Genomic DNA, 20,378 nt, shown 5'->3' with positions numbered 1-20,378 from the left:
TAGCTGGTTGCCGACGTGGGGCACGCCCCTTCGGCCGACGTGCACTGGTACGGACCGCGGACCGCTCCGGTTCAACAACGGTGGACCAGGACACCATTTCCTCGCGGCGACCAAACCGGTGGAGGCCCGACGGCCGCACCCCGACCGGCCCGGCGGCTGTTCCGGATCGTGCGGTGGTGCCGGCTACCCCACGGCCGGGGATGAGCCCGGTTCGGGCGCGAACGCTGGGGCGCGGCTGTCATCTGTGGGTCCCTGCGTGGGGGGACGACGCCACCGTCTGGTGAGCAGGCCATGCCGGGGAGCGAACAGCCACGCGACGAGAAAGCCGATGGTGGCGACCAGGACGATGGTGCCGCCGACGGGGGTGTCGTAGCTCCAGGACAGGTACAGTCCGACGAGCGCCGATGTGCCGCCGAGCACCGGGGCGAGCAGCATCATCACGCCAAGCCGGTCGGTGAGCAGGCGAGCAGCCGCGGCGGGCGTGATCAGCAGCGCGAGGACGAGGATGTTGCCGATGGTCTGCAACGAGATCACCACGGCCAGCGTCACCAGGACGTAGAGGGCGATGTCGAGCCAGAAGACCGGCAGCCCCATCGAACGGGACATCTCCCGGTCCAGGCAGACCGCGACGAACTCCTTGTGCAATGCCAGGACCAGGCCGAGGATGACCAGGCCGGCGCCCCCGACGACGTAGAGGTCCCGGTCCGGGATGCCGGTGATCGAGCCGAACAGGAACTGCTGGAGTGACCCGGCGTATCCCGGCGCCTGCGAGATGATCACGATACCGAGAGCGAACGCGCCCACCAGGAAGACACCGATGATCGAGTCCTCCTTGACGCGCCGGTTCTGGGAGAAGACCGCGATCAGCAGCGCGGTGACGACGCCGGCGACAGCGCCACCGAGGACCAGGCTGCCCTGCAGGACGAAGGCGACCGCGATACCCGGGAAGACGGCGTGCGCCACCGCGTCACCGATGAAGGCCATCCCCCGCAGTACGACGTAGCAGCCGACGACACCGCAGACGATGCTGGACATCACCGCGATCGCCAGCGCCTTCGGCAGGAACGCCAGGTCGGGATTGAACAGGTCGGTGAGAAAATCGGCGATCGACATCAGGCTGCCCTCACGAGCTTCAACAGCGGGGAGGTCGCACTCACCCCGAAGGTCCGTGTCCACAGGTCGGCGTCCTGCAGGTCCGCTGGGCGTCCGTCGGCGACGATCCGCCCGTTGAGCAGGACCAGACGGGTGCAGGAATCCACTGCCGCGATCAGGTCGTGTGTCGTCATCAGCACCGCCCGACCCTCCTGGGCCAGGCTGACGAACAGGTCGCCCAGCAGCTCCTGGGTGGGCATGTCCAGTCCGGTGAACGGCTCGTCGAGCAGCAGGATGCTCGGCGCGAGCGCGAGCGCCCGCGCGACCAGGACCCGCTGCCGCTGCCCGCCCGACAGCTCACCGGCCGGTCGGCGACGCAGATCGGTGAGCTGCACCCGGTCGAGCGCGTCACCGACCGCCCGCCAGTCGGCCACGCCGGGGCGGCGGAGCAGACCGATCCGGCCGGTACGGCCGCTCATCACCGCCTGCTCCACCGAGATCGGGAAGTCCCAGCTGAACTCGTGACGTTGTGGGACGTAGCCGATCCCGGACCGCCCGGGACGTGCTGGCTTGCCCTCCACCAGCACTCGACCGCCACGGGTACGGATCAACGCCAGGACGGCGCGCAGCAGGGTGGTCTTACCGGCGCCGTTGGGGCCCAGCAATCCGACGAGTTCACCGCGATCGAGGTGCAGCCGTACGTCCCGCAGGACCGGCCGACCACCAAGGTCCACATCCAGCCCGTCGACCTCGAGCGCCCTCAAGACTGCCCCGCCGACGACGCGGCAGCGCGCTCCTGCTCGGCGCGCCGCCGGGCACCACGTCCCCGCAGCAGCAGCACGACCAGCCCGACCGCCAGCAGGACGGCCGCACCCGCCAGCGCCGCGATCTGCAACGTCGGGGCACCGTCGCCCTGGCCGTCGGCTACGGCCCGGTCCTCGCCGGGCGGCTCCTCACCCGCGGGTACCGGGATGTCCGCCGTTGCGGCGAAGGCGTCGTCGTCGCTCGTGGCATCCCCCACCGCGAAGCGCAGCGTACGGGTCTCCGATACCGCCTCGCCGTTGATCAGGTCGGCCGTCACCTGTACCGCGACGAGATAGACACCCGGTGCGGAGAACACCCAGTTGGCGTGGGTGTGGGTGTTGACCTCGACCCAGAAGGGCTGGGCCTTCGGCTCGACCGATCGCCAGAGCGGCTGCGGTGGCGCGAAGTTGCCCGACTGGAGGTAGGTCGTCAGGGTGCCCGGACCTTGGACACCGAGCAGGGTCAGGGTGGCGCCCCGGTCGACGGTCTGCATCACCCGGGGATCCTGGGTGTTCCAGCCCAGCCAGACGACATCCTGGTGCTGGACCTGCGGCACCACGTACGCCTGCTGGCCCGCCTCGATGCCGAGGAAGGCGTACGCCGGGTCGTCCGGAACCGTCTGCAGCGCCGCGTCGGCCACCCGCAGCAACGTGTCGTCGGGGTCACGCCACACCGGTTGCGCCTGCGTGCCGTCGTGGATCAGCAGCGTCCACCGGTCGCCGACGAATCGGGGTCCGATGTCGACGTGCCCGGCGTCCAGCGTCGTCCGCCCGGTGGCGAGGGGCTGATCCGCCGCGATGGACTGGCTCAGGTCCGGGGCCGGCTCGGCGGCCCACGCCGAGTTCTGCGCCGTCACCAGCACGAACATTGCCGCGAGTACGCCCCGCACGACGATCGTGGTCGCGCGGGTACGGCGGCGCGCCTGTCCTGCCGTCACTGGTTCCTCCATCACTTCTCCGTGGTCAGGCAGTCGCGCAGCGACTCGGCGTTGAACCGCATCATCTCCGCGTAGGTGGTGACGTCGCGGTCGAACGCGTCGCCGTAGATCGGGCACATCCGCAGATCCTCTTCCCGGGCCACCTCGGTGAGGGTGGTGGACCGGGCGGCCAGGTTCGGCTCCAGGAACACGGCGGGGATCCGCAGGTTGCGGATCGTCTCGGTGAGCCGGCGGCGATCGGCGAGGCTCGGCTCGGCGGCGGGGTTGGGCGTGACGAAACCGGAGATCTGCACCCCGTACGCCTGACCCAGGTATCCGAACGCGTCGTGTGTCGTGACGAGGTGACGCCGCGACGGTGGGATCTGCGCGATCGTGTCCCGGACGTAGGTGTCGAGTTCCTCCAGTTGCCGGACGTACGCGGCGGCGTTCGACCGGTAGTCGGCAGCCCCTTCCGGGTCGACGCCGATCATCGTGTCCCGCATCAGCTCCACGTAGGAGATGGCGTTGCGGACGTTCTGCCACAGGTGCGGGTCGATCTCACCGTGAACGTGTTTGCCGAGTACCGCCTGCGGCAGCTGGTAGACCTGGGTGCCGGGTCGACCGAGGAACCGGAAACGGCGGTCGCCGGGCACCTCCAGCAGCGCCTTGTTCGGCACCTCGATCACCGTTTTCGCCGGGTCGTACACCCGTTGGGTGACCTCGCCACCGTCCTCCGGGTCGGTGAGCAGGTAGAGCCGCCGCTCGTCGAGGTCGATCGTGACGTCGGCGTGGCCTCCGTCGAGTACCTCCGGCATTCCCGGCACCGAGTGTGGGTCGACGCCGACCGCGAAGGTGAAGGTCTGCTCCCCCATCGGGACGGGCGCCGACTGCGGATCGACGGCCAGCCGCGCCCGCATCGTCAGCCGGTAGACGCCTGGTTCGGTGAATGCCCAGCTCATGTGGGTGTGCGCATCCGGCGGCAGGGTCGCGGTGTCGTCCCGGTACCCGTTGGCGGGGTCGAACCCGTCGCCAGAGTCGACATAGAACGACGGGTTACCGAAGGACTCGGTCAGGTACGCGAGCAGCCGGCCCGGTCCGTCCACGGCGGTCGCGCTGAGCAGTACGTCGGAGGAACGGTTCGCCCCCAACGCCGCACCGGTGCCGCGCACCCGCATGCCCAGCCAGATGGTGTCCAGCGACACGTCCTCGACCAGCGGAATGATCTCCGCTGCGTACTTCACCGCCCCCTCGGCCAGCGAGATGTTCGGTACGCCGTCACGCAGGTTGGCGTCCAGCGCCTTGATGATCGCCTGCTCCTCCAGCAGCAGGTAGTTGCTGAACGCCACGTCGGCGTAGACGACGTCGCGGATGTCCCGCAGCGACGGCTCGTAGCTGTGCGGATCCGCCCCGTCCGGCACCATCGAGGTCACCGCCACCCGGTCACCGCCGACATTGCGCGCCAGATCCCGCAGGATCCCGGTGGTCGTCAACACCTGGACCCGCTCGTCGTGCGAACTCAACGCCACCTCCGAGTGGCAGCCGCCGGCGAGCAACGTGGCCAGCAGCGGCAACGCCACCAGCGGCGACCTGGTCCGCGCGTCGGCGGATGGCAGGTACCGCGTGACGAGCGACGTCACCCAGGACACCGCCGTCACCTTGTTCCGACGGCGACCCGACGGCGGGACAGCAGTAGCAGCAGGGCTCCGGCCGCGACCAGGACGACGCCGACCAGTCCGGCCATCAGCACCCAGCCGGCGCCCGTACGGGGCAGCGGGCCACCGCCGCCCTGATCCGAACCGTCGGCACCGTTGTCACCTCCGGAGCCGGAGCCGGAGCCGAAGCCGGCGTGCGGATCGGTGCTGTCATCGACGGCGATCGTCAGCGTCTTCGTGTCGGTCACCGCCTTGCCGGCGGTGGTGGTGCCGCTCATCTGCACCGCGAGGCGGTACAGGCCGGGCTTGCCGAACGCCCAGTTGCCGTGGGTGTGGGTGTTCAGCGCGATGTCGAGCTTCTGCGGGAACGGCTCACCGGAGTCGAACAGCACGTCGGCCTCGCCGAACGAGCCGGTCAGGAACAGGGCGAACCGCCCGGGCCCGTCGACTCCCTTGAGGGTCCACGTGACCTTGCCCTGCACCCCCGACACGACCGACGGGTGCTGGGTGTTCCAGCCCGGCCAGACGAGGCCCGCCTGTTGGGTCTGCGGGAGCACCCACACCGTGTCGCCCTGTTTGCCGAGGAAGTCCGCTCCGGCTGGCACCGTGATCTTCGCTTCGTCCTTGGCGTGCAGGACCACGTCGGCGGTCTCGCGCCAGACCGCAGGGCTGCTCCGGTCGTCCTTGATCTGGATCGTCCAGGTGTCCCCGGACAGGTTCGGGCCCATGTCGACATGTCCGTCGTCGATCACCTGGCGGGCTCCGGCGGCGGCCTTCGCCACTTCCGGCACGGCAGCGGCCTCCGGCACGGCAGCGACCTGCGGTACGGCGGCCGGCTTCGGTGCGGCAGCCGGTGCGGGCGCGGCGAAGACGTCGACGCTCGCCGCCCGCCTCATCGGTGCGGGCAGGGCCGACTCGGTCGGTTCGATCGCCGGGACACGGACCCGGTAGGTCGCCTCGGCACGCGCCGTCCCACCAGAGCGCAACGCAGCAGAGCCGGTCAGGGTGAGCCGGTAGTCGCCGGCCGCGTCGAAGGCCCAGACCACCCCGCCGGTCCGCGTGCCCGCCGCAAGTTGCGTCGACCGCCTTACCCCGGCACCGCTGCCGAACAGCGGGGTCGCCGAGCCGAGGCCGGACAGGGTGTACGCGGTGAACGTCCCCGGCCCCTCGACCGACCCCAGTGACAGGGTCACCTGGTCACCCGCCACGGCACCGGGACGTACCCCCGTGGTGTCCAGGAACGGGAACCCGGTGTCACCGGCGGACAGCGCCCACACGGCGTGGCCCGGTTCACCGAGGAAGGCCAAGGACGGCCCGTCCGGTACCCGCCCGGCCAGGCCATCGTCCGGGCCGAGCACCACCTCGGCCGGGTCGCGCCCGGCCCTGTCACCGGCCGCCTGCCCGGCGTCCCGCAAGCGCAGCGACATCACGTCCCCGTCGAGCGCGACCGAGACCAGGTCGGCGCCGGCGGAGGAGATCGCGGCTGGCGCGGCGGTGGCCGGCGTCGCGCCGGGGGTCTGTGCCAACACGGCGGCGGCGAGGCCCGCGACGACGGCGCGCATCCTCGTCTTCCTCATCTGCCGGGTCACTTCTCGTCCTTCCCGGTGGGGTCGAAGGTGGTATGGCTGTCGTCGGGTGCTGATCCACTGTCGCCTGCGGTCGAGGGGCGCCCGTCGACCTCGGTGGTGTCCGGACCATCTGAGCTGCGCCCGGCCTGCGTGCGGCCCTCCGCACGGGCGGCGGCCACCGCCCGTGCGAGCTGCGCCGCCCGACGACGCCGGGACGCGACGAGTGCCCAGACGGCGAAGGCGAGCAGGGCGAGCACGGCCAACTGCGGCCAAGGCACCGCCCACAGGGCGGCCTGCGCGCTGCCGGCCTGCGGCGGCGGGTCGAGGACCTGGTCGTCCATGGCGGCCGGCCTGACGGTGGCGTCCGCGGTGAGCCGGAACAGCGGCGGGACATCCGACATGGTCACGGTGGTGGTCAGCTCGCCGCCGGGCAGGATCTCCGGCAGCGCCGCCCCGTCCACGGAATTGCGGGCCAGCCCGAACGGTCCAGCCACGCCGAGTACCGGCTGCCCGGAGAGGCGGACGTTGCCGGTGTTGCGGACGGTGAAGGTGGCGGTGACCTTGCCACCGGCCAGCGGGTTGAGCGAGCCGCTGTGCCGTACGCGCAGCTTCTCGACGGTGAGCGTCGGCTGCAGCTCACCGGTCACCCGCAGGTAGATGCGCGCGCCGACCCGGTGGTCGACGGCGACCTGGTTGCCCTGCGCGTCGACGGCGGTACCCGCGAGCGAGGCGACGATCCCGCCGGCGTGGTCCCCCGGTGTGGCGTTCTGCGGCACGGTGAGGGTGAACGGTATGTCCAGCCGGGACGTCGACGGAATGGTCACCGTACGTTGCGGCAGGCGAACCCAGGAGCCGACATCGGTGGACTGCTGGTCAGCGGCCAGCAGATCGAATCCGCCCTGGGTGGTGGTGACCGCGTCGTTGGCGTAGAGGTTCAGGGTCAGCGGGCGGGACGAGTGGTTCGTGACGCCGACGTAGTCGGTGAGGGTGGCACCGGGGTCGAGTTTGTAGCTGAATGCCGGACGGCCGTTCGGCCCGCGTGCGCTCGACGGCGCCACTCCCCAGGTCGCGGCGGCGGGAGCCGGCGAGGTCGAAGCCTCCGGCTGACCCGTCGGTGAGGGCGACGCGGGTGCGGCCCGCACCGCGGCGGATGGTGCGAGGACCACACCGAGCAGGGCGATCCCGGTGGCGAGGGAGGCGATCAGACGCATTGCGGGGATGGTGTCCGTTCTGGGATGCGAGGGGAGGTGCGGGGCGGGCGTGCTGCGGCGACGGCACGCCCGCCCCGCGGTCGTCCGGTGGCCGGGCTCGGCACCCGACCACCGGACAGTTGTGCGATCAGATGGCGGTGAGGGTCAGGGTCGCGGTGTAGGTGCCCGCCGCCGTCTCGGTGGGCAGGCTCAGCCGAAGCGCCGCACCCAACTGTGCGGTGCCTCGCCCGGCCCCGTCCGGCGCCGAGCCCAACACCGCGCTGTCGCCGAGGCCGCCGCCGACCCCGACGGCGTACGGTGCCACCTCCGAGCCGGCAACCACGCCCTGCCCGTCAGCTTGTTCCAGGATCCGCGGCGTCCAGCCGAGGTAGCCGGCGCTGAAGGTCGCTCCGTCCGGCCCGACGAAGTCCGCCGGGATCTGCCCGGACGCACTCCATCCCGGCTGACCGGCGCGGGTGTCGGTGACCGTGACCGGCCGGAGTTCGCCGATGCTCTCCCACCGGTCCCCGGCGACGTTGAGCTGCGCGGGCGGCAGCACCACGGACCGGTCGTCCGGGTTGACGCTGATCACCAGCGAGCCCTGCGTCTCGTCGATCGACGCGGTGATCGTCTGCGAGGCGCCCGGCTCGCCGGGAGGGAACGCCACCCAGAGGGTCACCGGCTCGCTGGTCGCCGCGACCTCGTGGTCGTCGTCGTACAGCTTGGCCACGTACTCGCAGGCGTTGAGCTCCCGGGTCGCGGTGAACGAGTAGCTGGCACCAGCCTCACCCGGGACGACGCTCCAGTCGGCCGCACCCGGGCACTTGCTGAACCAGTGGTAGTGGTCCAGCTCGGTCTGCGGCGTCTGCACCGCGTTCAGCGTCACCGTGTCGTTGGGCTGGTACTCGTCGGCCATGCCGCTCACCGACAGGCTGACCTCCGGCTCGCCGCCGGACAGCTCACCGACGACGAACGAGTAGTCGACCGGCCCGGTGCTGAGCGCGGTGCCGTTGGTGAGCGTCGCGTCGGCCTGGAACGTGAGTGTGTAGTCGCCGAGTGCACTGAACGCCCAGTTCGAGTGGGCGTGCGTGTGCACCGGCACGTCGATGGCGTCGGGGAGCCCGTCGTCGGAACGGAACTTGATGATCGGCCCACCGAACGCGTCCTGAGTGAACAGCGTGACCTTGCCCGGCCCCTCGACGTCGACCAGGCTCAGCCGGACCTTGTTTCCCGCGAACACTCCCGAGTCGAGCTCGGTGGTGTTCCAGCCCGGCCAGAGCAGCTCCGGGTCCTGCGTCAACGGCAGCAGCCAGACCTGCGAACCCGCCGGGCCGAGGAAGGCGAACCGGGAGTCGTTCGGCACCGACATCGCCGCCTGCGGCAGCACCTGGAACGTGACGTCCGCGGGATCCCGGACGACCACCGGGCTGCCCGTGTCGTCTCTGACTCTGAGGGACAGCTCACCGTCGGTGTAGTGCACGTCGACCGCGTCGGTGTGTCCCTTGGACAGCACCACCTTCTCAGCTGCGGAGGCCGCGGTGGGTGCCAGTACCGTGCCGGCGACCACCACCGCCGCGGCGATCAGGCCCGCGAGACCGCGAGCCCTCGATGTCGCATTCATACCTCCCCTTTCCACGCCACGCACGTCGCGCGTGGTGGTGTGTGTCTCTGGCCGGGTGCCCGCCGGCTCGGGCCGGCGACCCACGCCCGCCCGGTACGCGGCGGTCGTCACCAGGACGCCTTCCGGATGCCGGGCAGCTCGCCTCGCAGCGCCATCTCCCGGAACCGGACCCGGGACAGCCCGAAGCGGGTCAGCACGCCTCGTGGCCGGCCGTCGATGAGGTCCCGGCTGCGCAGCCGTGCCCGGCTCGAGTCGCGGGGCAGGCGGGCCAGCCGACGCACGGCGTCGTCGCGTACGGCCGGGTCGGTGTCCGGGTGGGCGATCGTCCGCTTCAACTCCGCACGGCGGTCGGCGTGCCGCGCCACCAGGTCCTCCCGGCGCGCCTGCCGGTTGCTCAAGCTCTTGCGGGCCATGTCAGCGCGCCTCGCGGAACTCGACGTGACGGCGCACGATCGGGTCGTACTTGCGCAGTACCAGGCGGTCCGGGTCGTTGCGACGGTTCTTGCGGGTCACGTACGTGTAGCCGGTGCCGGCGGTGCTGCGCATCCGCACGATCGGACGGACATCGGTCTGGCGGGCCATCAGAGCTTCACTCCCTTGCTGCGCAGCTCGGCGACGACCGCTTCGATGCCTTTGCGGTCGACGGTCTTGAGCGCTTTCGCGGTGAGGGTCAACCGCACCCAGCGCCGCTCCGACGGCAGCCAGTAGCGGTGGTTCTGCAGGTTCGGGTTCCACCGGCGACGGGTGCGCCGGTGCGAGTGGGACACGGCGTTGCCGAAGCTCGGCTTCGCGCCGGTGACGTCACAGCGTCGGGACACGACCAACTCCTCCACGATCAAGATCGACAATAACGACAACCGTTTTCGTTTTTATATCAGCCGTTCGGACACACCTTCACCAGGGGTCGTCCACCACCTCGACCGACACGGCCTCGTCGAGCCGGTACCCGACACCGCGCACCGTGGAGATCACCGGCAGGTCGGCGCCGAGCTTGACCCGCAGACGTCGCACGTGCACGTCGACGCTTCGGGCACCGGTGAACGGATGACCCCACACCCGATCGAGCAGCTGGGCGCGGGTGAAGACCCGCCGGGGATGATCTGCCAGATGCCGGAGCAGGTCGAACTCGCGCCGGGTGAGCGGGATCTCACGGCCGTCGCAGTAGACCGTCCGCGCGTACGGGACGACTCGCAACAGGTGCGTGCCTCGCGCCACCGGCCGCTCGGCACCACCGTCGACCTGGCGGGCGGCGAGGCGCCCCACCAGCCGCAGCAGTCGAGCCGCGTCGGCGTCGAGCGACCCCGCGACCGGCAACCGGATGGTCACCACCATGCCACCGTCGTCTTCCACCGACACCCCCACCCACTCGTCGCCGATCACGTGCATATAATGACAACCGTTTTCAGTTCGTGTCGAGAGGATTGTGATGTCGACGTCACCGCTCGCACCCGCCGAACCCGGCGCTCCGGCGGCCGACACCCGCCCGTCGCTGACCGTGCTCAGCGGCTTCTGGCCGTCCGCGACGTACGCCGTCGCCCGAACGCTGCTGGCGGCGGATCCGGCGCTGCTGCTGATCCGGCACGATCTCAGCGACCTCGCCGCCGGCACCGTGCACCGGATAGTGCGCGACGGTGCCGGCGTGCTCGAGGACGAGCGGATCACCCTGGCCCACGGCTGTGTCTCCTGCACCCTGCGCGAGGACGTACTGCCCACCCTCGCCCGGCTGGCCCGCACCCAGCCGCACCGCGACCTGCTGCTGATGCTGCCCGAGGTCGTCGAACCGGAGGCGGTCGCCGCTGTCTGTGCGCACTGCCTGATCGACGGTGCCCCGATCACCGACCTGATCCGGGTCGACTCCTACGTCACCGTGGTCGACGCCGAGCACCTGCTCGACGGCCTGGCCAGCACCGACGACCTGAAGAGCCTGGGCATCGCGGCTGCCGAGAACGACGACCGGGCACTGGCCGACGTCGTCGTCCGTCAGATCGAGTACGCCGACACCATCGTCCTGTGGGGAGAGTCCCGCGAGGGTGCGTACGACACCAGCCGTCTTTCCGTACTGCTCGAACGGATGGCGCCGTGGGCGACGCAGGTCCGGGTCCACGGAGACCTCGTCGACGCCGGTACGTTGACCGGGCAGCTCCGCCACACCCACCGGCACCGGCCGGAAACCCCCGGAATCTTCGCGCGCGGCCTGCAGGGTTACACGCTCGGCGCGCACGAGCCGGAGTCCGACTGCGGAGTCGTCTCCGCCGTCTTCCGCGCCCGCCGACCGTTCCACCCGCAACGCCTGCACGATGTGCTCGAAGAGGTCAACGCCGAGATCGTCCGCTCGCGTGGGCACGTCTGGCTGGCCAGCCAACCCGACACCGCGATCGCCTGGGAGTTCGCTGGCGGCGGCCTCGCCATGGGCTCCCTCGGACACTGGCTGGTGAGCCTGCCCGAGGACCGTTGGGAGTACGTCGAGGACCAGCGCCGCCTCGCCGCTGCCCTCGACTGGGACCCGTACTACGGCGACCGGCATCAACACCTGGTTTTCATCGGCCTCGACATCGACTCCGTCGACCTGCACCGCACCCTCGCCGGCTGCCTGCTCACCGACGCCGAACTCGCCGACGGTGAGGAGACCTGGCGCACCTACCACGACCCGTTCGCCGGCTGCTTCCCCCTCGGGGCGGAGGAGCTGGAAGACACCGCAACCGACACCGAAGGAGTACGACCCGCATGAAGCCCGGCATCCACCCCGAGTACCGTCCCGTCGTCTACCGCGACAAGGACGCCGATTTCGCCTTCCTCACCCGCTCCACCGCCACCAGCGACCAGACCGTCGAATGGACCGACGGCAACACCTACCCCGTCATCGACGTGCAGATCTCCTCGGCCAGCCACCCCTTCTGGACCGGTAAGCAACGGCTGCTCGACACCGCCGGCCGGGTCGAGAAGTTCCGCCAGAAGTACGCCCGCAACGGATCACCGCAGTCCCGATGACCGAGGCTCGCATCGGCTGGGCGGCCCCCGAACGCCGCCTCGTCGACGCCGCCACGGCCGACCGGGCCTGGTACCGGGTCGCCGCCCGCGAGCTGGCCGCAACCGGCGACCGGCTCGCGGGCGGCGTCGGCTGCGGCGCCGTCGATCCGCAAACCTGGGACCGACTACCCGAACGGAGCGATCCTGTCTGGCTCGGCGACCGCCGCGACGTGCTCCTTCGCGAAGCGCGCGGTGTCCACGCCGGCCGGCGCGGGTGACCGGCCATGACCGAGACCGTGCCCTCCGCCGACGCACGACTCAGGGCCACCGGCGTACGCACCACCCGGCAACGGCAGGCCATCCTCGCCGTGCTGACCGGCCGCACCCACCCGATGACCGCCCAGGCGGTCCACGGTGCTTTGACCGATGCCGGTCACCGGATCGGGCTGAGCACCGTGTACCGCGCGCTGCACCGGCTCGCCGAGGTCGGACTGCTGCACTCCTTCGAGGTGGGCGGCGAGCGCGCCTACCGACGCTGCCCGGACACCCCGCACCAACACCTGCTCTGCGATGACTGCGGCCTGATCACCGAGTGCCCGCCACACCTGGTGGAGGCATGGCTCACCGAGCTACGGACGTCGACCGGCTTCACCCCGCACGCGGACCGGATCGACCTGCACGGACACTGCGCCGATTGCACCGACGCCCCGGCACCGTAGCGACCGGACGACACCCTGCCCCGAGCGGGGTGGTCACTGGTCGGCGCAGGCGGCGCAGGTACCCAAGATCTCCAAGGTGTGGTTGACGTCGGTGAACCCGTGCTGGCTGGCCGTGCGGCGGGCCCACGACTCGACGGCTGGGCCGGTGATCTCGACAGTGCGACCACAGTCCCGGCACACCAGATGATGATGGTGGGTGCGGCTGCACCGGCGGAACAGCTGCTCGCCGGTGGGTAGGCGCAGGATGTCCACCTCACCGGCGTCCGCCAGCGCCTGCAGCGTGCGGTAGACCGTGGTGAGACCCACCGCGGCGCCGCCCTCGCGGAGCTCCGCGTGCAGGCGTTGCGCGCTGCGGAACTCGTCCGAGCGGGCGAGCAGCTCGATCACCTCCGCCCGCTGGCGGGTGTTGCGGACGGCACCGGGAATCGGATTCGTCCCCATCGGCTGTCACCTCCTCTTCACTCCACCCGGGCCGGGTGTTGCGAGTACGCGACGGAGATGGTAGCCGACAGGGTGGTCGAGCACGGCGCACACGCAGGTCAACCGGCGGGCACGTTCAGGTCAGGGCCGGCTCGGCGTGGTCGTGTTCGTGCACATCCCCCAGGTCCCACTCGGGGAACGGGTCGGGCAGGGCCCGCCACGCCGCCTCCCCGGCGGCGACCTCCGGGTCGGTGAGCAGGCAGGCGGTCAGCGCGGACCGTAGCCCGTCGCCGTCCAGACCGACGCCGATGAAGACCAGTTCCTGCTGGCGGTCACCGAAGACCGGATGCCAGCGGGACTCCAGTTCCGCCCGCTCGCCGGGATCCTCCGGCCACTGTCCCGACACCGCGATCGGTACGCCGGCCGGGTCACACCGCCCGGACGGCCCGGCCTGGGACCAGAGCGCCATCGCGTCCGGGCGGCTGGCCAGCCACAGGAACCCCTTCGACCGCACCACACCGAAGGCGTCCAGGCCGCCGACGAGCAACTCCCACAGGCGCTGCGGTTGGAACGGCCGGTGGTCGCGGAACACGATGCTGGAGATGCCGTACTCCTCGGTCTCCGGCACGTGCTCGCCGTTGAGCTCGGCCACCCAACCCGGCGCGGTCTCCGCTCGATCCAGGTCGAACCGACCCGTGTTCACGATCGTCGCCGTCGGCACCGCACCGTGCACGGCCCGGACCTGCCGGGCCGCCGGGTTCAGCCGGGTCAGCAGCGCCTCCAGGACCGTCAGGTCCTCCGGGGACACCAGATCGGTCTTGTTGACCACCAGCACGTCGGCGAATTCGATCTGGTCGACCAACAGGTCGGCGATGCTGCGATCGTCCCCCTCGTACGCGGCCAGGCCACGCGCCTCCAGCGTCTCCCCCGCCTCGATCCGGGCCAGCAGACCCGCCGCGTCGACCACCGTCACCGTCGTGTCCAGTCGGGCCAGATCGTCCAGGATCTGCCCACCCTCCACCCCGAAGGCGAACGTCGCGGCCACGGGCATCGGCTCGGAGATCCCGCTGGACTCGATCAGCAGATAGTCGAACCGACCCAGCCGCGCCAGCCGCGCCACCTCGTCGAGCAGGTCGTCGCGCAACGTGCAGCAGATGCAGCCGTTGGTCAGCTCGACCAGTCGTTCCTCGGTCCGCGAGAGCGCCCCGCCGTCACGGACCAATGCGGCATCGATGTTGATCTCGCTCATGTCGTTGACGATCACCGCCACGCGCAACCCGTCCCGATTGGCCAGGACATGGTTGAGCAGGCTGGTCTTGCCGGCACCGAGGAACCCGGACAGGACCGTCACCGGCAGCCGTTCAGTCATGGTCGACCCACCCCCGACGCCCCCGATCGGGCCACGTCACCTTCCGCTGCACAACGGCCATCGGTTCCCCTTCTCCGCGTGGTCACCCGACAGACTACCGGTATCGGTTTTCGTTTTCATGTGGTGCCCGGGACTCCCACACCGGACACCCGCGGCGTGTCCGGCACGTCGCGGACACCGACCCCACTGGCCATCCGGCAGCCGACCCGGGCCGAAAGCTCGCAGCACACCCGGACGGCGCGACGAGGCCAGGCCGGAGCCGGGCTCCGACGATTCAACCGACCTGCGCGGGGAACTCCACCATCTTGGCGCCGTCGATCACCAGCCGGCCGCCGCCACAACCCGGACCTCGAACCGCGCGACGACCGGACCGAACAAATGCGCAACTACGCATGTATTCTCGACCGAGAGCGAGTCACCGAGGAGGAGGACGACATGAGCACGGGCACCATCCACCCGACCCATCACGCCGAACACCACCACACACACGGCCCCGAGTGCGGGCACACGGGCGTGCGGCATCTCGGGCACGTCGACTTCATGCACGACGGACACCTGCACCACGCCCACGACGGGCACTACGACGAGTGCAGCGTCGAGGGGCACAGCCCTGCCGAGGAGCACGAACACCGGCACGCCGACGGCTGCGGGCACGTGTCCTTGCCACACGACGGCCACACCGACTACCTGCACGACGGGCACGTGCACCACGCCCACGACGATCACTACGACGAGTGCGCGTCGAGCGAGCACGTGATCGCCGAAGAACACGACCACGTTCACGGGGACGGATGCGGCCACTCTCCCGTGCTGCACGGCGACCACCTGGACTACGTCCACCACGGCCATCGGCACGCCGCACACGGCGGCCACTACGACGAGCACTGAACCGGCTCCGACGACCTCGCGCCAGACAACTCGGATCGCGGCACCGGGCACAGCTCGACATCCGGTCACCGGCGGTGGAGGCGAATTCCGCCTCCACCGCCGGTCGCGTTGGCGACCCTCCGCCAGTGTCGGTAATGATTATCATCTGACATCGCGGCCACGATCCAGACGACGACGCGGCCCAGGACGACGCGACGAGAGGTACGGATGAACAGCGACGATTACCACGAGTCGGGTGAGTTTCTCGACCTGTTCAGTCTCGACGCGTGGCAGGCGCTGCGTGATCCCGTACGGGCCGCGCTGGAAGGCGCCGCACCACAGGCAGGCTCGATCGTGGACCTCGGAGCGGGCAGCGGACTCAGCAGCCTGCTCATCGCCGAGGTGCTGCCGGACGCGCGGATCGTGGCGGTCGAGCCGTCGGCCGTCCAGCGCGCAGCCCTGCTCTGCCGGCTCGGCGCCGACCCGGGGCTGCGGGAGCGGGTCACCGTGGTGGCCGCCGGCGCACAGGACGCCCCCCTGCCGGACCGGATCGGCGGTGCGCTCGCGATGAACATGATCGGGCATCTGGCACCGGACGCCCGCCGCGAGTTGTGGGGGCGGCTACGCGACCGACTCGCCGACGGGGCACCCCTGGTGGTCAACGCGCAGCCGCCGGCAGTGCCGATGGAGATCCCGGAGGCGGAGTTCGTCAGGGTGCGGGTGGGCACCCACACGTATGTGGGCAGCGGAGCGGCCGAGCCGGACGGGCCCGGCGCCCTCAGGTGGCGGATGCGTTACCGGGTGCTCGACCACAGCGACCAACTGGTGCGCGAGGTGACGGCAGCGTACCGATGGTTCGTCGTGTCACCGGAAGCGATCGTCGCCGAACTGACCGAGGCCGGTCTCCACGCGGTCACCGGCCCACTCGACGTGGTGCGGGCGGTGGTCCGCTGACCCGGAAAACCGGACGCGGCTCACGAGCATGTCGCGGTACCGCCCCGGCACCCGGCTCAGCTCGGCGTGGGTACCGCATTGCACCAGACGCCCCCGGTCGAGGACCAGAATCTGGTCCGCACCGATGATCGTGTCGAGGTGGTGTGCGATAACGACGACGTGTCCCTGGGTGGCCAGCCGACGGGCGGCGTCGAGCACCACCTCGCTGTTCGCGGGGTCCAGGGCGGAGGTGGCCTCGTCGAGAAGCGTCAGCCTGGCTCGTTTGAGCAGCGCCCGGGCGACACAGATCCGTTGGCGTTGCCCGCCGGAGAGATGACTTCCGCCAGGTCCGACCAGATGGTCGAGTCCACCGGGGAGAGCCGCGACCGTCGCCTCCAGACCGGCCTCTCGGACGACCTCGGCGATCTCGTCAGCGGTCGCCTCCGGTCGGGCGGTGCGGATGTTCTCGGCGATGGTGGTGTCGAGCAGGTAGTCGTCCTGCAGGACGGTCGCCAGGTGCGCGTAGAACTGGTCCGCAGGCAGCGTGCGCAGATCGCGCCCGTCGATCTCGATACTCCCGGCAGTGGGGTCCCAGAACCGGGCCAGCAGCCGGGTGATCGTGGTCTTACCCGAGCCGGACGGACCGACGAGTGCGGTCAGGCCACGGTCGGGAAGCGTGAACGACACACCGTCGAGGACGGGGATCCCACCGGCGGGGTCTGCGCTGCCGTAGCTGAACCCGATGTTCCGAACCGTGACCCCGGACCGCACCACCGGGTCGCCGGGGGCTGTCTTGTCCGACGGTTGCAGGGTCGGCAGCGGCCGTGAGTCGAGCACGTCGACGATCCGGGCGAGTGTGGCGTGCTGTAGGCGCAGCCCGGCGGCGAGCTCGGCACCGGTCGATCCGACCGCGGCCAGGCGGGCGGCAACGACGAGGACACCGACCAGGACGCCGACGGTGAGCGAAGCGTCCGCTATCCAGGCCACGCCGAGCCCGGCGAGGGCGGCGAAGAGCGCGTTCACCGTGACACCGAACAGCAACAGACCGGGCAGGACGATACCGGCCGACCGCCGGGACGCCTCGGCCGCGTGGTCGAGGGCCCGGCTCAGGTCGTCGGTGTCGCCGGGGCGCTGGTCGGTGCGGATCACCGGCTGTCTGCCGGCGTATTCGAGAATGCGGTTGGTGGCCGCGACCTGGACGGCGTGCCGTCGCGCGTCCACGGACCGGGCGAGCCGGCCGCTGAGCCGACTGCACCACCAGCCCGCAGCGGTGGCGACAAGGACTGCGAGCCCGTACCGCCAGTCGAGCACCCACAACGTGAGCGCTGCGGCGGGCGGGGTGACTACAGCGGTGATCGTTGGACGCAGCAGCAGGGCCGGGTACGACATCAGCTGCGGCACGCCGGTGGTGGCCAAGTCGATGATCCTGGCTTGCCGGGTCGAGGTGAACCAGCCGAGTGGCAGCTGTGCGAGGTGTTCCCCCAGGCCCACGTGCAGGGCCCGCGCGGTTTCCCTACCCACTCGGAAGGCGGTCACCTGTGCGATCCATTGGACCCCGCCGTAAGCGATCGCGGTGGCCAGAAGTGCGGTCAACCAGGGCATGCCGGCCGAGCCCGCGTCAAGAAATGTCGCGATGTTGATTCCGGCGAGCCCGAGAGTGACGCCCTGCAGTATGGCGGCTGCGGTCAGCCAACCGGTGAGCACGGCCAACTGTCGGGCGTGTGGCCGCGGAAGGACGCGGAACAGGGTGCGGAGCATCAGCGGTTTCCCCCTGCGGCGGGTACGGTTTCGGCGTCGGCCAGCGCCCGGTAGGCAGGGCAGGTGGCGCGGAGTTCGGCGGGCGTGCCGTCACCGACGAGGCGGCCGTGTTCGAGGACCAGGACCCGGTCGGCCCGGTCGGCTACGTCGACCTGATGGGTGACCAGCAGGACGGCGCGGCGGGTCGCCTCCGCCTCGATCGACATCAGCAGCGTCGCGCGGGTGGTGGCGTCGACGGCTGAGAGGGCCTCGTCGAGGACGAGTAGGCGGGGTTCGCGCAGCAGCGCGCGGGCCAGGCAGACGCGTTGGCGCTGACCACCGGAGAGCTCGGTGTCGACACCGAGGACGGTGTCGTAGCCATTCGGTAGTGCGGCGATCTCCTCGTGGATCGCGGCGGCGCGGGTGGCTCGGACGAGGTCCTCGTCGCGGACGGGGCGCCCGCCGGTGAGGTTGTCACGCACGCTCGCCTGGCGCACGCCGGTGTCCTGGAAGACGAAACTGGTGTGGTCGTAGAGCGCACTCTCGGTGAGCTCCCGTATGTCGGTGTCTCCGATCAGCACCTGGCCAGAGGTGGGTTCGGCGAAGCGGGCGAGCAACGACACGAGTGTGCTCTTCCCGCTGCCGGAGGCGCCGACCAGCGCAACGACTCCGACGGCGGGCAGGGCGACCGAGATGTCGTCGAGCGCGATCCGGCCGGCGTCGTACCGATGGGTGACCCGTGCCAGGCGGACGGTGCCGGTCGGTGCCTGCGTGCAGGATCCGAACCGGAGCACCGGCTGGTCGAGAAATTCGCGGATCGACGCGAGCGCGGAAAGGCCGGTACGGATCGCCTGTAGACGGGGCCCCGCGACAGCGACCGGGGCGCTGATCGCCGGCCCCAGCACGACACCGGCGACCAACGCGGTCGGCGTCAACCAGCCTGCACCGGCGGCGAGCACACCGATCGTGGTGAGGCACGCCACGGTCAGGCCGGGGGTGACGACGAGCCAGGACGCCGTCGTGACTGCGGTGGTGCCGGACGACCAGGCCCGGAAGAAGTCGTGGAAGCCGGTCACCGCCACCAGGAACCGGGTCCGGGCGCCGCCGGCTCCACCGTAGACCTTCGCGACCGGGAGGCCGCGTACGAAGTCGACGACGGCGGCGTTGATCCGACGTTGCGCGGCGGCGTACTCGGCGAACTGGGCACCCGACCCACGCATCGCCCGGGCGTAGAAGCCGACACCGAGTGCGAGCGGCACCAGGCTGCACACTGCGAGTCGCCAGTCGAACACGGTGAGCGCTACGAACCCGGCGACCGGTGTCACCACGAGCGCGACCGCGTCGAGCAGCGTGTGGGCGATGAGATAGTGCAGGGCCCCGGTGTCATCCTGCACGACCTTCTTGATCCTTGCGGTGCCCTGCCCGGCCACCGCCGGGACCGGGGCTCCGCGGATCGTCGCTACCAGACGATGCTGCAGATGTCGACTGAGATCCGCATCGGCGCGGTGGGTGATCCAGGTCGCCGCGGCGGCGGCGAGCGCCGCACCGATGGTTCCGGTGACCGCGGAGACGACGACCACCCTACCGGGGAGATCGTTACCGGACATCCAGGCGCCGGCGAACCGCGCCAGTGCCAGCAGCGGGAGAAGGCTGAGGATGCTGGCGGCCGCCTGGAGGGCGGCGGCCAGCGCGAGCGGGCCCACGATGGGTCGAAGCAGGCCGAATGGCGTCATCGGAGCTGTCCTTCGCGGTGGATGAAGGCGCGGTCAGTTATGTTTACTACGTATACCGCACAGATGGAAACGATTGTCGACGCAGGTTTCTTGAGAAGGGGTGGGTCACCGTTGACGTTGAGCCAGGACTCCATCGTCGCCGCCGCCATCGACATCACCCGCGGTGGCGGCCTGTCCGCCGTGACCATGCGGGCCATCGCGACCCGGCTCGACGTCACCGCGATGGCCCTCTACCGCCACGTCGTCGATCGCGAGGAACTGGTCCGCCTCGTCGCCGACCGGATCGGTCGACTCGTGTGCCCGCAGTTGCCGCCCGACGCACCGTGGGATGAACGCGCCCGAGCCTGGTCGACGGCACAGCGCGATACGCTCCGACAGTACCCGGGCGTAGCGGCGTGGCTGATCGACAACGGACCGGCCGGACCGGCGGCCTACGACCTGCTCGAGATGCTCGTCGCAATCCTCGCCGAGGCCGGGTTCGACGATGCCACGGTCGCCCGGGGCGCCACCGCGATCATGAGCTGGACGTTCACCCGGGTGGCGATCGAGGACGCCGCAGACGTCCGCACCCGCCGTCGGGCCCCCGACCGGACTGGGGCCTTCCTCGACGGCCTGTCCAGCATCGACGCCACCTCACACCCGGCGACCAGCCGGGTGGGGCGGGACCTTCTCAGCCTGCCGTTCTCGGAGTCCTTCCAGGCCGGCCTCGACCTCATCCTCAGCGGACTCGGATCGAGGCGACCGAAAGTACATCCTTTGCTGAATACATGATTGCGTGTACTGTCCACGG

At 70.6% G+C, this 20,378-nt stretch carries 22 protein-coding genes; 7 read left to right on the top strand and 15 right to left on the bottom strand.

Annotation, left to right across the window (positions count from 1 at the left end; all coding sequences use genetic code 11):
- Positions 1 to 183 precede the first annotated feature (183 nt).
- From HCA58_RS12860 to HCA58_RS23885, 11 genes are all read right to left on the bottom strand, one after another.
- Entirely contained in the window at positions 184 to 1,113 is a 930-nt protein-coding gene (locus tag HCA58_RS12860) for an anchored repeat-type ABC transporter permease subunit (RefSeq protein WP_169598035.1), read from the bottom strand.
- Positions 1,113 to 1,856 carry an anchored repeat-type ABC transporter ATP-binding subunit gene (locus HCA58_RS12855; RefSeq protein ID WP_169598034.1) on the bottom strand — a complete coding sequence of 248 codons (744 nt, stop codon included), beginning with the start codon at positions 1,854 to 1,856 and terminating at the stop codon, positions 1,113 to 1,115. Before HCA58_RS12855 ends, HCA58_RS12860 begins: the two co-directional genes overlap by 1 nt.
- A complete protein-coding gene (locus tag HCA58_RS12850) occupies positions 1,853 to 2,845 on the bottom strand; it encodes a choice-of-anchor M domain-containing protein (protein WP_169598033.1) in 993 nt (330 codons plus the stop codon). Before HCA58_RS12850 ends, HCA58_RS12855 begins: the two co-directional genes overlap by 4 nt.
- Positions 2,845 to 4,392: an anchored repeat ABC transporter, substrate-binding protein gene (locus tag HCA58_RS12845; RefSeq protein WP_240956164.1), complete on the bottom strand. Its 1,548-nt coding sequence runs from the start codon at positions 4,390 to 4,392 to the stop codon at positions 2,845 to 2,847. Before HCA58_RS12845 ends, HCA58_RS12850 begins: the two co-directional genes overlap by 1 nt.
- 71 nt (positions 4,393 to 4,463) lie before the next feature.
- Positions 4,464 to 6,026 carry a TIGR03773 family transporter-associated surface protein gene (locus HCA58_RS12840; RefSeq protein WP_169598032.1) on the bottom strand — a complete coding sequence of 521 codons (1,563 nt, stop codon included), beginning with the start codon at positions 6,024 to 6,026 and terminating at the stop codon, positions 4,464 to 4,466.
- Between the two features lie 23 nt (positions 6,027 to 6,049).
- Complete coding sequence (locus tag HCA58_RS12835) at positions 6,050 to 7,243, bottom strand: DUF916 domain-containing protein (RefSeq protein WP_169598031.1); 1,194 nt, start codon at positions 7,241 to 7,243, stop codon at positions 6,050 to 6,052.
- 127 nt (positions 7,244 to 7,370) lie between these two features.
- On the bottom strand, positions 7,371 to 8,843 hold the full coding sequence (locus tag HCA58_RS12830) for a choice-of-anchor M domain-containing protein (protein ID WP_169598030.1): 1,473 nt from the start codon (positions 8,841 to 8,843) through the stop codon (positions 7,371 to 7,373).
- Between the two features lie 107 nt (positions 8,844 to 8,950).
- Complete coding sequence (gene rpsN, locus HCA58_RS12825) at positions 8,951 to 9,256, bottom strand: 30S ribosomal protein S14 (protein ID WP_169598029.1); 306 nt, start codon at positions 9,254 to 9,256, stop codon at positions 8,951 to 8,953.
- A gap of 1 nt (position 9,257) precedes the next feature.
- Positions 9,258 to 9,425 carry a 50S ribosomal protein L33 gene (rpmG, locus tag HCA58_RS12820; protein WP_169598028.1) on the bottom strand — a complete coding sequence of 56 codons (168 nt, stop codon included), beginning with the start codon at positions 9,423 to 9,425 and terminating at the stop codon, positions 9,258 to 9,260.
- Positions 9,425 to 9,661, bottom strand: coding sequence for a 50S ribosomal protein L28 (rpmB, locus tag HCA58_RS12815; RefSeq protein ID WP_169598027.1), 237 nt, complete (start codon positions 9,659 to 9,661; stop codon positions 9,425 to 9,427). Before rpmB ends, rpmG begins: the two co-directional genes overlap by 1 nt.
- A 76-nt stretch (positions 9,662 to 9,737) precedes the next feature.
- The gene (locus tag HCA58_RS23885; RefSeq protein WP_346775975.1) at positions 9,738 to 10,223 is read right to left on the bottom strand and encodes a winged helix-turn-helix domain-containing protein; all 486 of its coding nucleotides are present in this window, start codon (positions 10,221 to 10,223) and stop codon (positions 9,738 to 9,740) included.
- 43 nt (positions 10,224 to 10,266) lie between these two features.
- Here HCA58_RS23885 and HCA58_RS12805 point away from each other — a divergent pair, with 43 nt between their 5' ends.
- From HCA58_RS12805 to HCA58_RS12790, 4 genes are read left to right on the top strand one after another with little or no spacing between them, the layout of a single operon-like run.
- The gene (locus HCA58_RS12805; RefSeq protein WP_169598025.1) at positions 10,267 to 11,571 is read left to right on the top strand and encodes a GTP-binding protein; all 1,305 of its coding nucleotides are present in this window, start codon (positions 10,267 to 10,269) and stop codon (positions 11,569 to 11,571) included.
- Entirely contained in the window at positions 11,568 to 11,831 is a 264-nt protein-coding gene (locus HCA58_RS12800) for a type B 50S ribosomal protein L31 (protein ID WP_169598024.1), read from the top strand. Before HCA58_RS12805 ends, HCA58_RS12800 begins: the two co-directional genes overlap by 4 nt.
- A complete protein-coding gene (locus HCA58_RS12795; RefSeq protein WP_169598023.1) occupies positions 11,828 to 12,088 on the top strand; it encodes a hypothetical protein in 261 nt (86 codons plus the stop codon). Before HCA58_RS12800 ends, HCA58_RS12795 begins: the two co-directional genes overlap by 4 nt.
- Before the next feature lie 6 nt (positions 12,089 to 12,094).
- Positions 12,095 to 12,529 (top strand): Fur family transcriptional regulator, encoded by a 435-nt coding sequence (locus HCA58_RS12790; RefSeq protein ID WP_169598022.1) that lies wholly within the window; start codon positions 12,095 to 12,097, stop codon positions 12,527 to 12,529.
- 33 nt (positions 12,530 to 12,562) lie between these two features.
- On the opposite strand, the gene HCA58_RS12785 is transcribed toward HCA58_RS12790, so the two are convergent.
- Both HCA58_RS12785 and HCA58_RS12780 read right to left on the bottom strand, forming a co-directional pair.
- A complete protein-coding gene (locus tag HCA58_RS12785; RefSeq protein WP_169598021.1) occupies positions 12,563 to 12,970 on the bottom strand; it encodes a Fur family transcriptional regulator in 408 nt (135 codons plus the stop codon).
- A gap of 115 nt (positions 12,971 to 13,085) precedes the next feature.
- Positions 13,086 to 14,318, bottom strand: a complete 1,233-nt coding sequence (locus tag HCA58_RS12780; protein ID WP_169598020.1) for a GTP-binding protein — start codon at positions 14,316 to 14,318, stop codon at positions 13,086 to 13,088.
- Positions 14,319 to 14,753: 435 nt separating this feature from the next.
- Here HCA58_RS12780 and HCA58_RS12775 point away from each other — a divergent pair, with 435 nt between their 5' ends.
- On the top strand, positions 14,754 to 15,206 hold the full coding sequence (locus HCA58_RS12775) for a hypothetical protein (protein ID WP_169598019.1): 453 nt from the start codon (positions 14,754 to 14,756) through the stop codon (positions 15,204 to 15,206).
- A 207-nt stretch (positions 15,207 to 15,413) separates the two neighbouring features.
- Complete coding sequence (locus HCA58_RS12770; RefSeq protein WP_169598018.1) at positions 15,414 to 16,139, top strand: class I SAM-dependent methyltransferase; 726 nt, start codon at positions 15,414 to 15,416, stop codon at positions 16,137 to 16,139.
- Here the strand turns inward: HCA58_RS12770 and HCA58_RS12765 are convergent.
- Together HCA58_RS12765 and HCA58_RS12760 are read right to left on the bottom strand one after the other, a co-directional pair.
- Positions 16,050 to 17,876: an ABC transporter ATP-binding protein gene (locus tag HCA58_RS12765; protein WP_169598017.1), complete on the bottom strand. Its 1,827-nt coding sequence runs from the start codon at positions 17,874 to 17,876 to the stop codon at positions 16,050 to 16,052. The two genes, HCA58_RS12770 and HCA58_RS12765, sit on opposite strands and share 90 nt — an antisense overlap.
- Positions 17,876 to 19,588, bottom strand: coding sequence for an ABC transporter ATP-binding protein (locus HCA58_RS12760; RefSeq protein WP_169598016.1), 1,713 nt, complete (start codon positions 19,586 to 19,588; stop codon positions 17,876 to 17,878). Before HCA58_RS12760 ends, HCA58_RS12765 begins: the two co-directional genes overlap by 1 nt.
- Before the next feature lie 111 nt (positions 19,589 to 19,699).
- Between HCA58_RS12760 and HCA58_RS12755 the strand changes: the two genes are divergently transcribed.
- Positions 19,700 to 20,359: a TetR/AcrR family transcriptional regulator gene (locus tag HCA58_RS12755; protein ID WP_169598015.1), complete on the top strand. Its 660-nt coding sequence runs from the start codon at positions 19,700 to 19,702 to the stop codon at positions 20,357 to 20,359.
- Positions 20,360 to 20,378 lie beyond the last annotated feature (19 nt).

The sequence above is a fragment of the Micromonospora sp. HNM0581 genome (assembly GCF_012726175.1).
Taxonomy (GTDB): Bacteria; Actinomycetota; Actinomycetes; order Mycobacteriales; family Micromonosporaceae; genus Micromonospora.
This window is presented reverse-complemented; position numbering and strand designations above follow the sequence as displayed.

Bases quoted from the DNA above. Each gene is read 5' to 3' on its own strand.
- HCA58_RS12800 (WP_169598024.1), top strand. From the start codon at position 11,568: ATGAAGCCCGGCATCCACCCCGAGTACCGTCCCGTCGTCTACCGCGAC.
- HCA58_RS12775 (WP_169598019.1), top strand. From the start codon at position 14,754: ATGAGCACGGGCACCATCCACCCGACCCATCACGCCGAACACCACCAC.
- HCA58_RS12835 (WP_169598031.1), bottom strand. From the start codon at position 7,243: ATGCGTCTGATCGCCTCCCTCGCCACCGGGATCGCCCTGCTCGGTGTG.
- rpsN (WP_169598029.1), bottom strand. From the start codon at position 9,256: ATGGCCCGCAAGAGCTTGAGCAACCGGCAGGCGCGCCGGGAGGACCTG.
- HCA58_RS12760 (WP_169598016.1), bottom strand. From the start codon at position 19,588: ATGACGCCATTCGGCCTGCTTCGACCCATCGTGGGCCCGCTCGCGCTG.
- HCA58_RS12770 (WP_169598018.1), top strand. From the start codon at position 15,414: ATGAACAGCGACGATTACCACGAGTCGGGTGAGTTTCTCGACCTGTTC.
- HCA58_RS12785 (WP_169598021.1), bottom strand. From the start codon at position 12,970: ATGGGGACGAATCCGATTCCCGGTGCCGTCCGCAACACCCGCCAGCGG.
- HCA58_RS12765 (WP_169598017.1), bottom strand. From the start codon at position 17,876: ATGCTCCGCACCCTGTTCCGCGTCCTTCCGCGGCCACACGCCCGACAG.
- rpmG (WP_169598028.1), bottom strand. From the start codon at position 9,425: ATGGCCCGCCAGACCGATGTCCGTCCGATCGTGCGGATGCGCAGCACC.
- HCA58_RS12830 (WP_169598030.1), bottom strand. From the start codon at position 8,843: ATGAATGCGACATCGAGGGCTCGCGGTCTCGCGGGCCTGATCGCCGCG.
- HCA58_RS12795 (WP_169598023.1), top strand. From the start codon at position 11,828: ATGACCGAGGCTCGCATCGGCTGGGCGGCCCCCGAACGCCGCCTCGTC.
- HCA58_RS12790 (WP_169598022.1), top strand. From the start codon at position 12,095: ATGACCGAGACCGTGCCCTCCGCCGACGCACGACTCAGGGCCACCGGC.
- HCA58_RS12840 (WP_169598032.1), bottom strand. From the start codon at position 6,026: ATGCGCGCCGTCGTCGCGGGCCTCGCCGCCGCCGTGTTGGCACAGACC.
- HCA58_RS12860 (WP_169598035.1), bottom strand. From the start codon at position 1,113: ATGTCGATCGCCGATTTTCTCACCGACCTGTTCAATCCCGACCTGGCG.
- HCA58_RS12780 (WP_169598020.1), bottom strand. From the start codon at position 14,318: ATGACTGAACGGCTGCCGGTGACGGTCCTGTCCGGGTTCCTCGGTGCC.
- HCA58_RS12850 (WP_169598033.1), bottom strand. From the start codon at position 2,845: ATGGAGGAACCAGTGACGGCAGGACAGGCGCGCCGCCGTACCCGCGCG.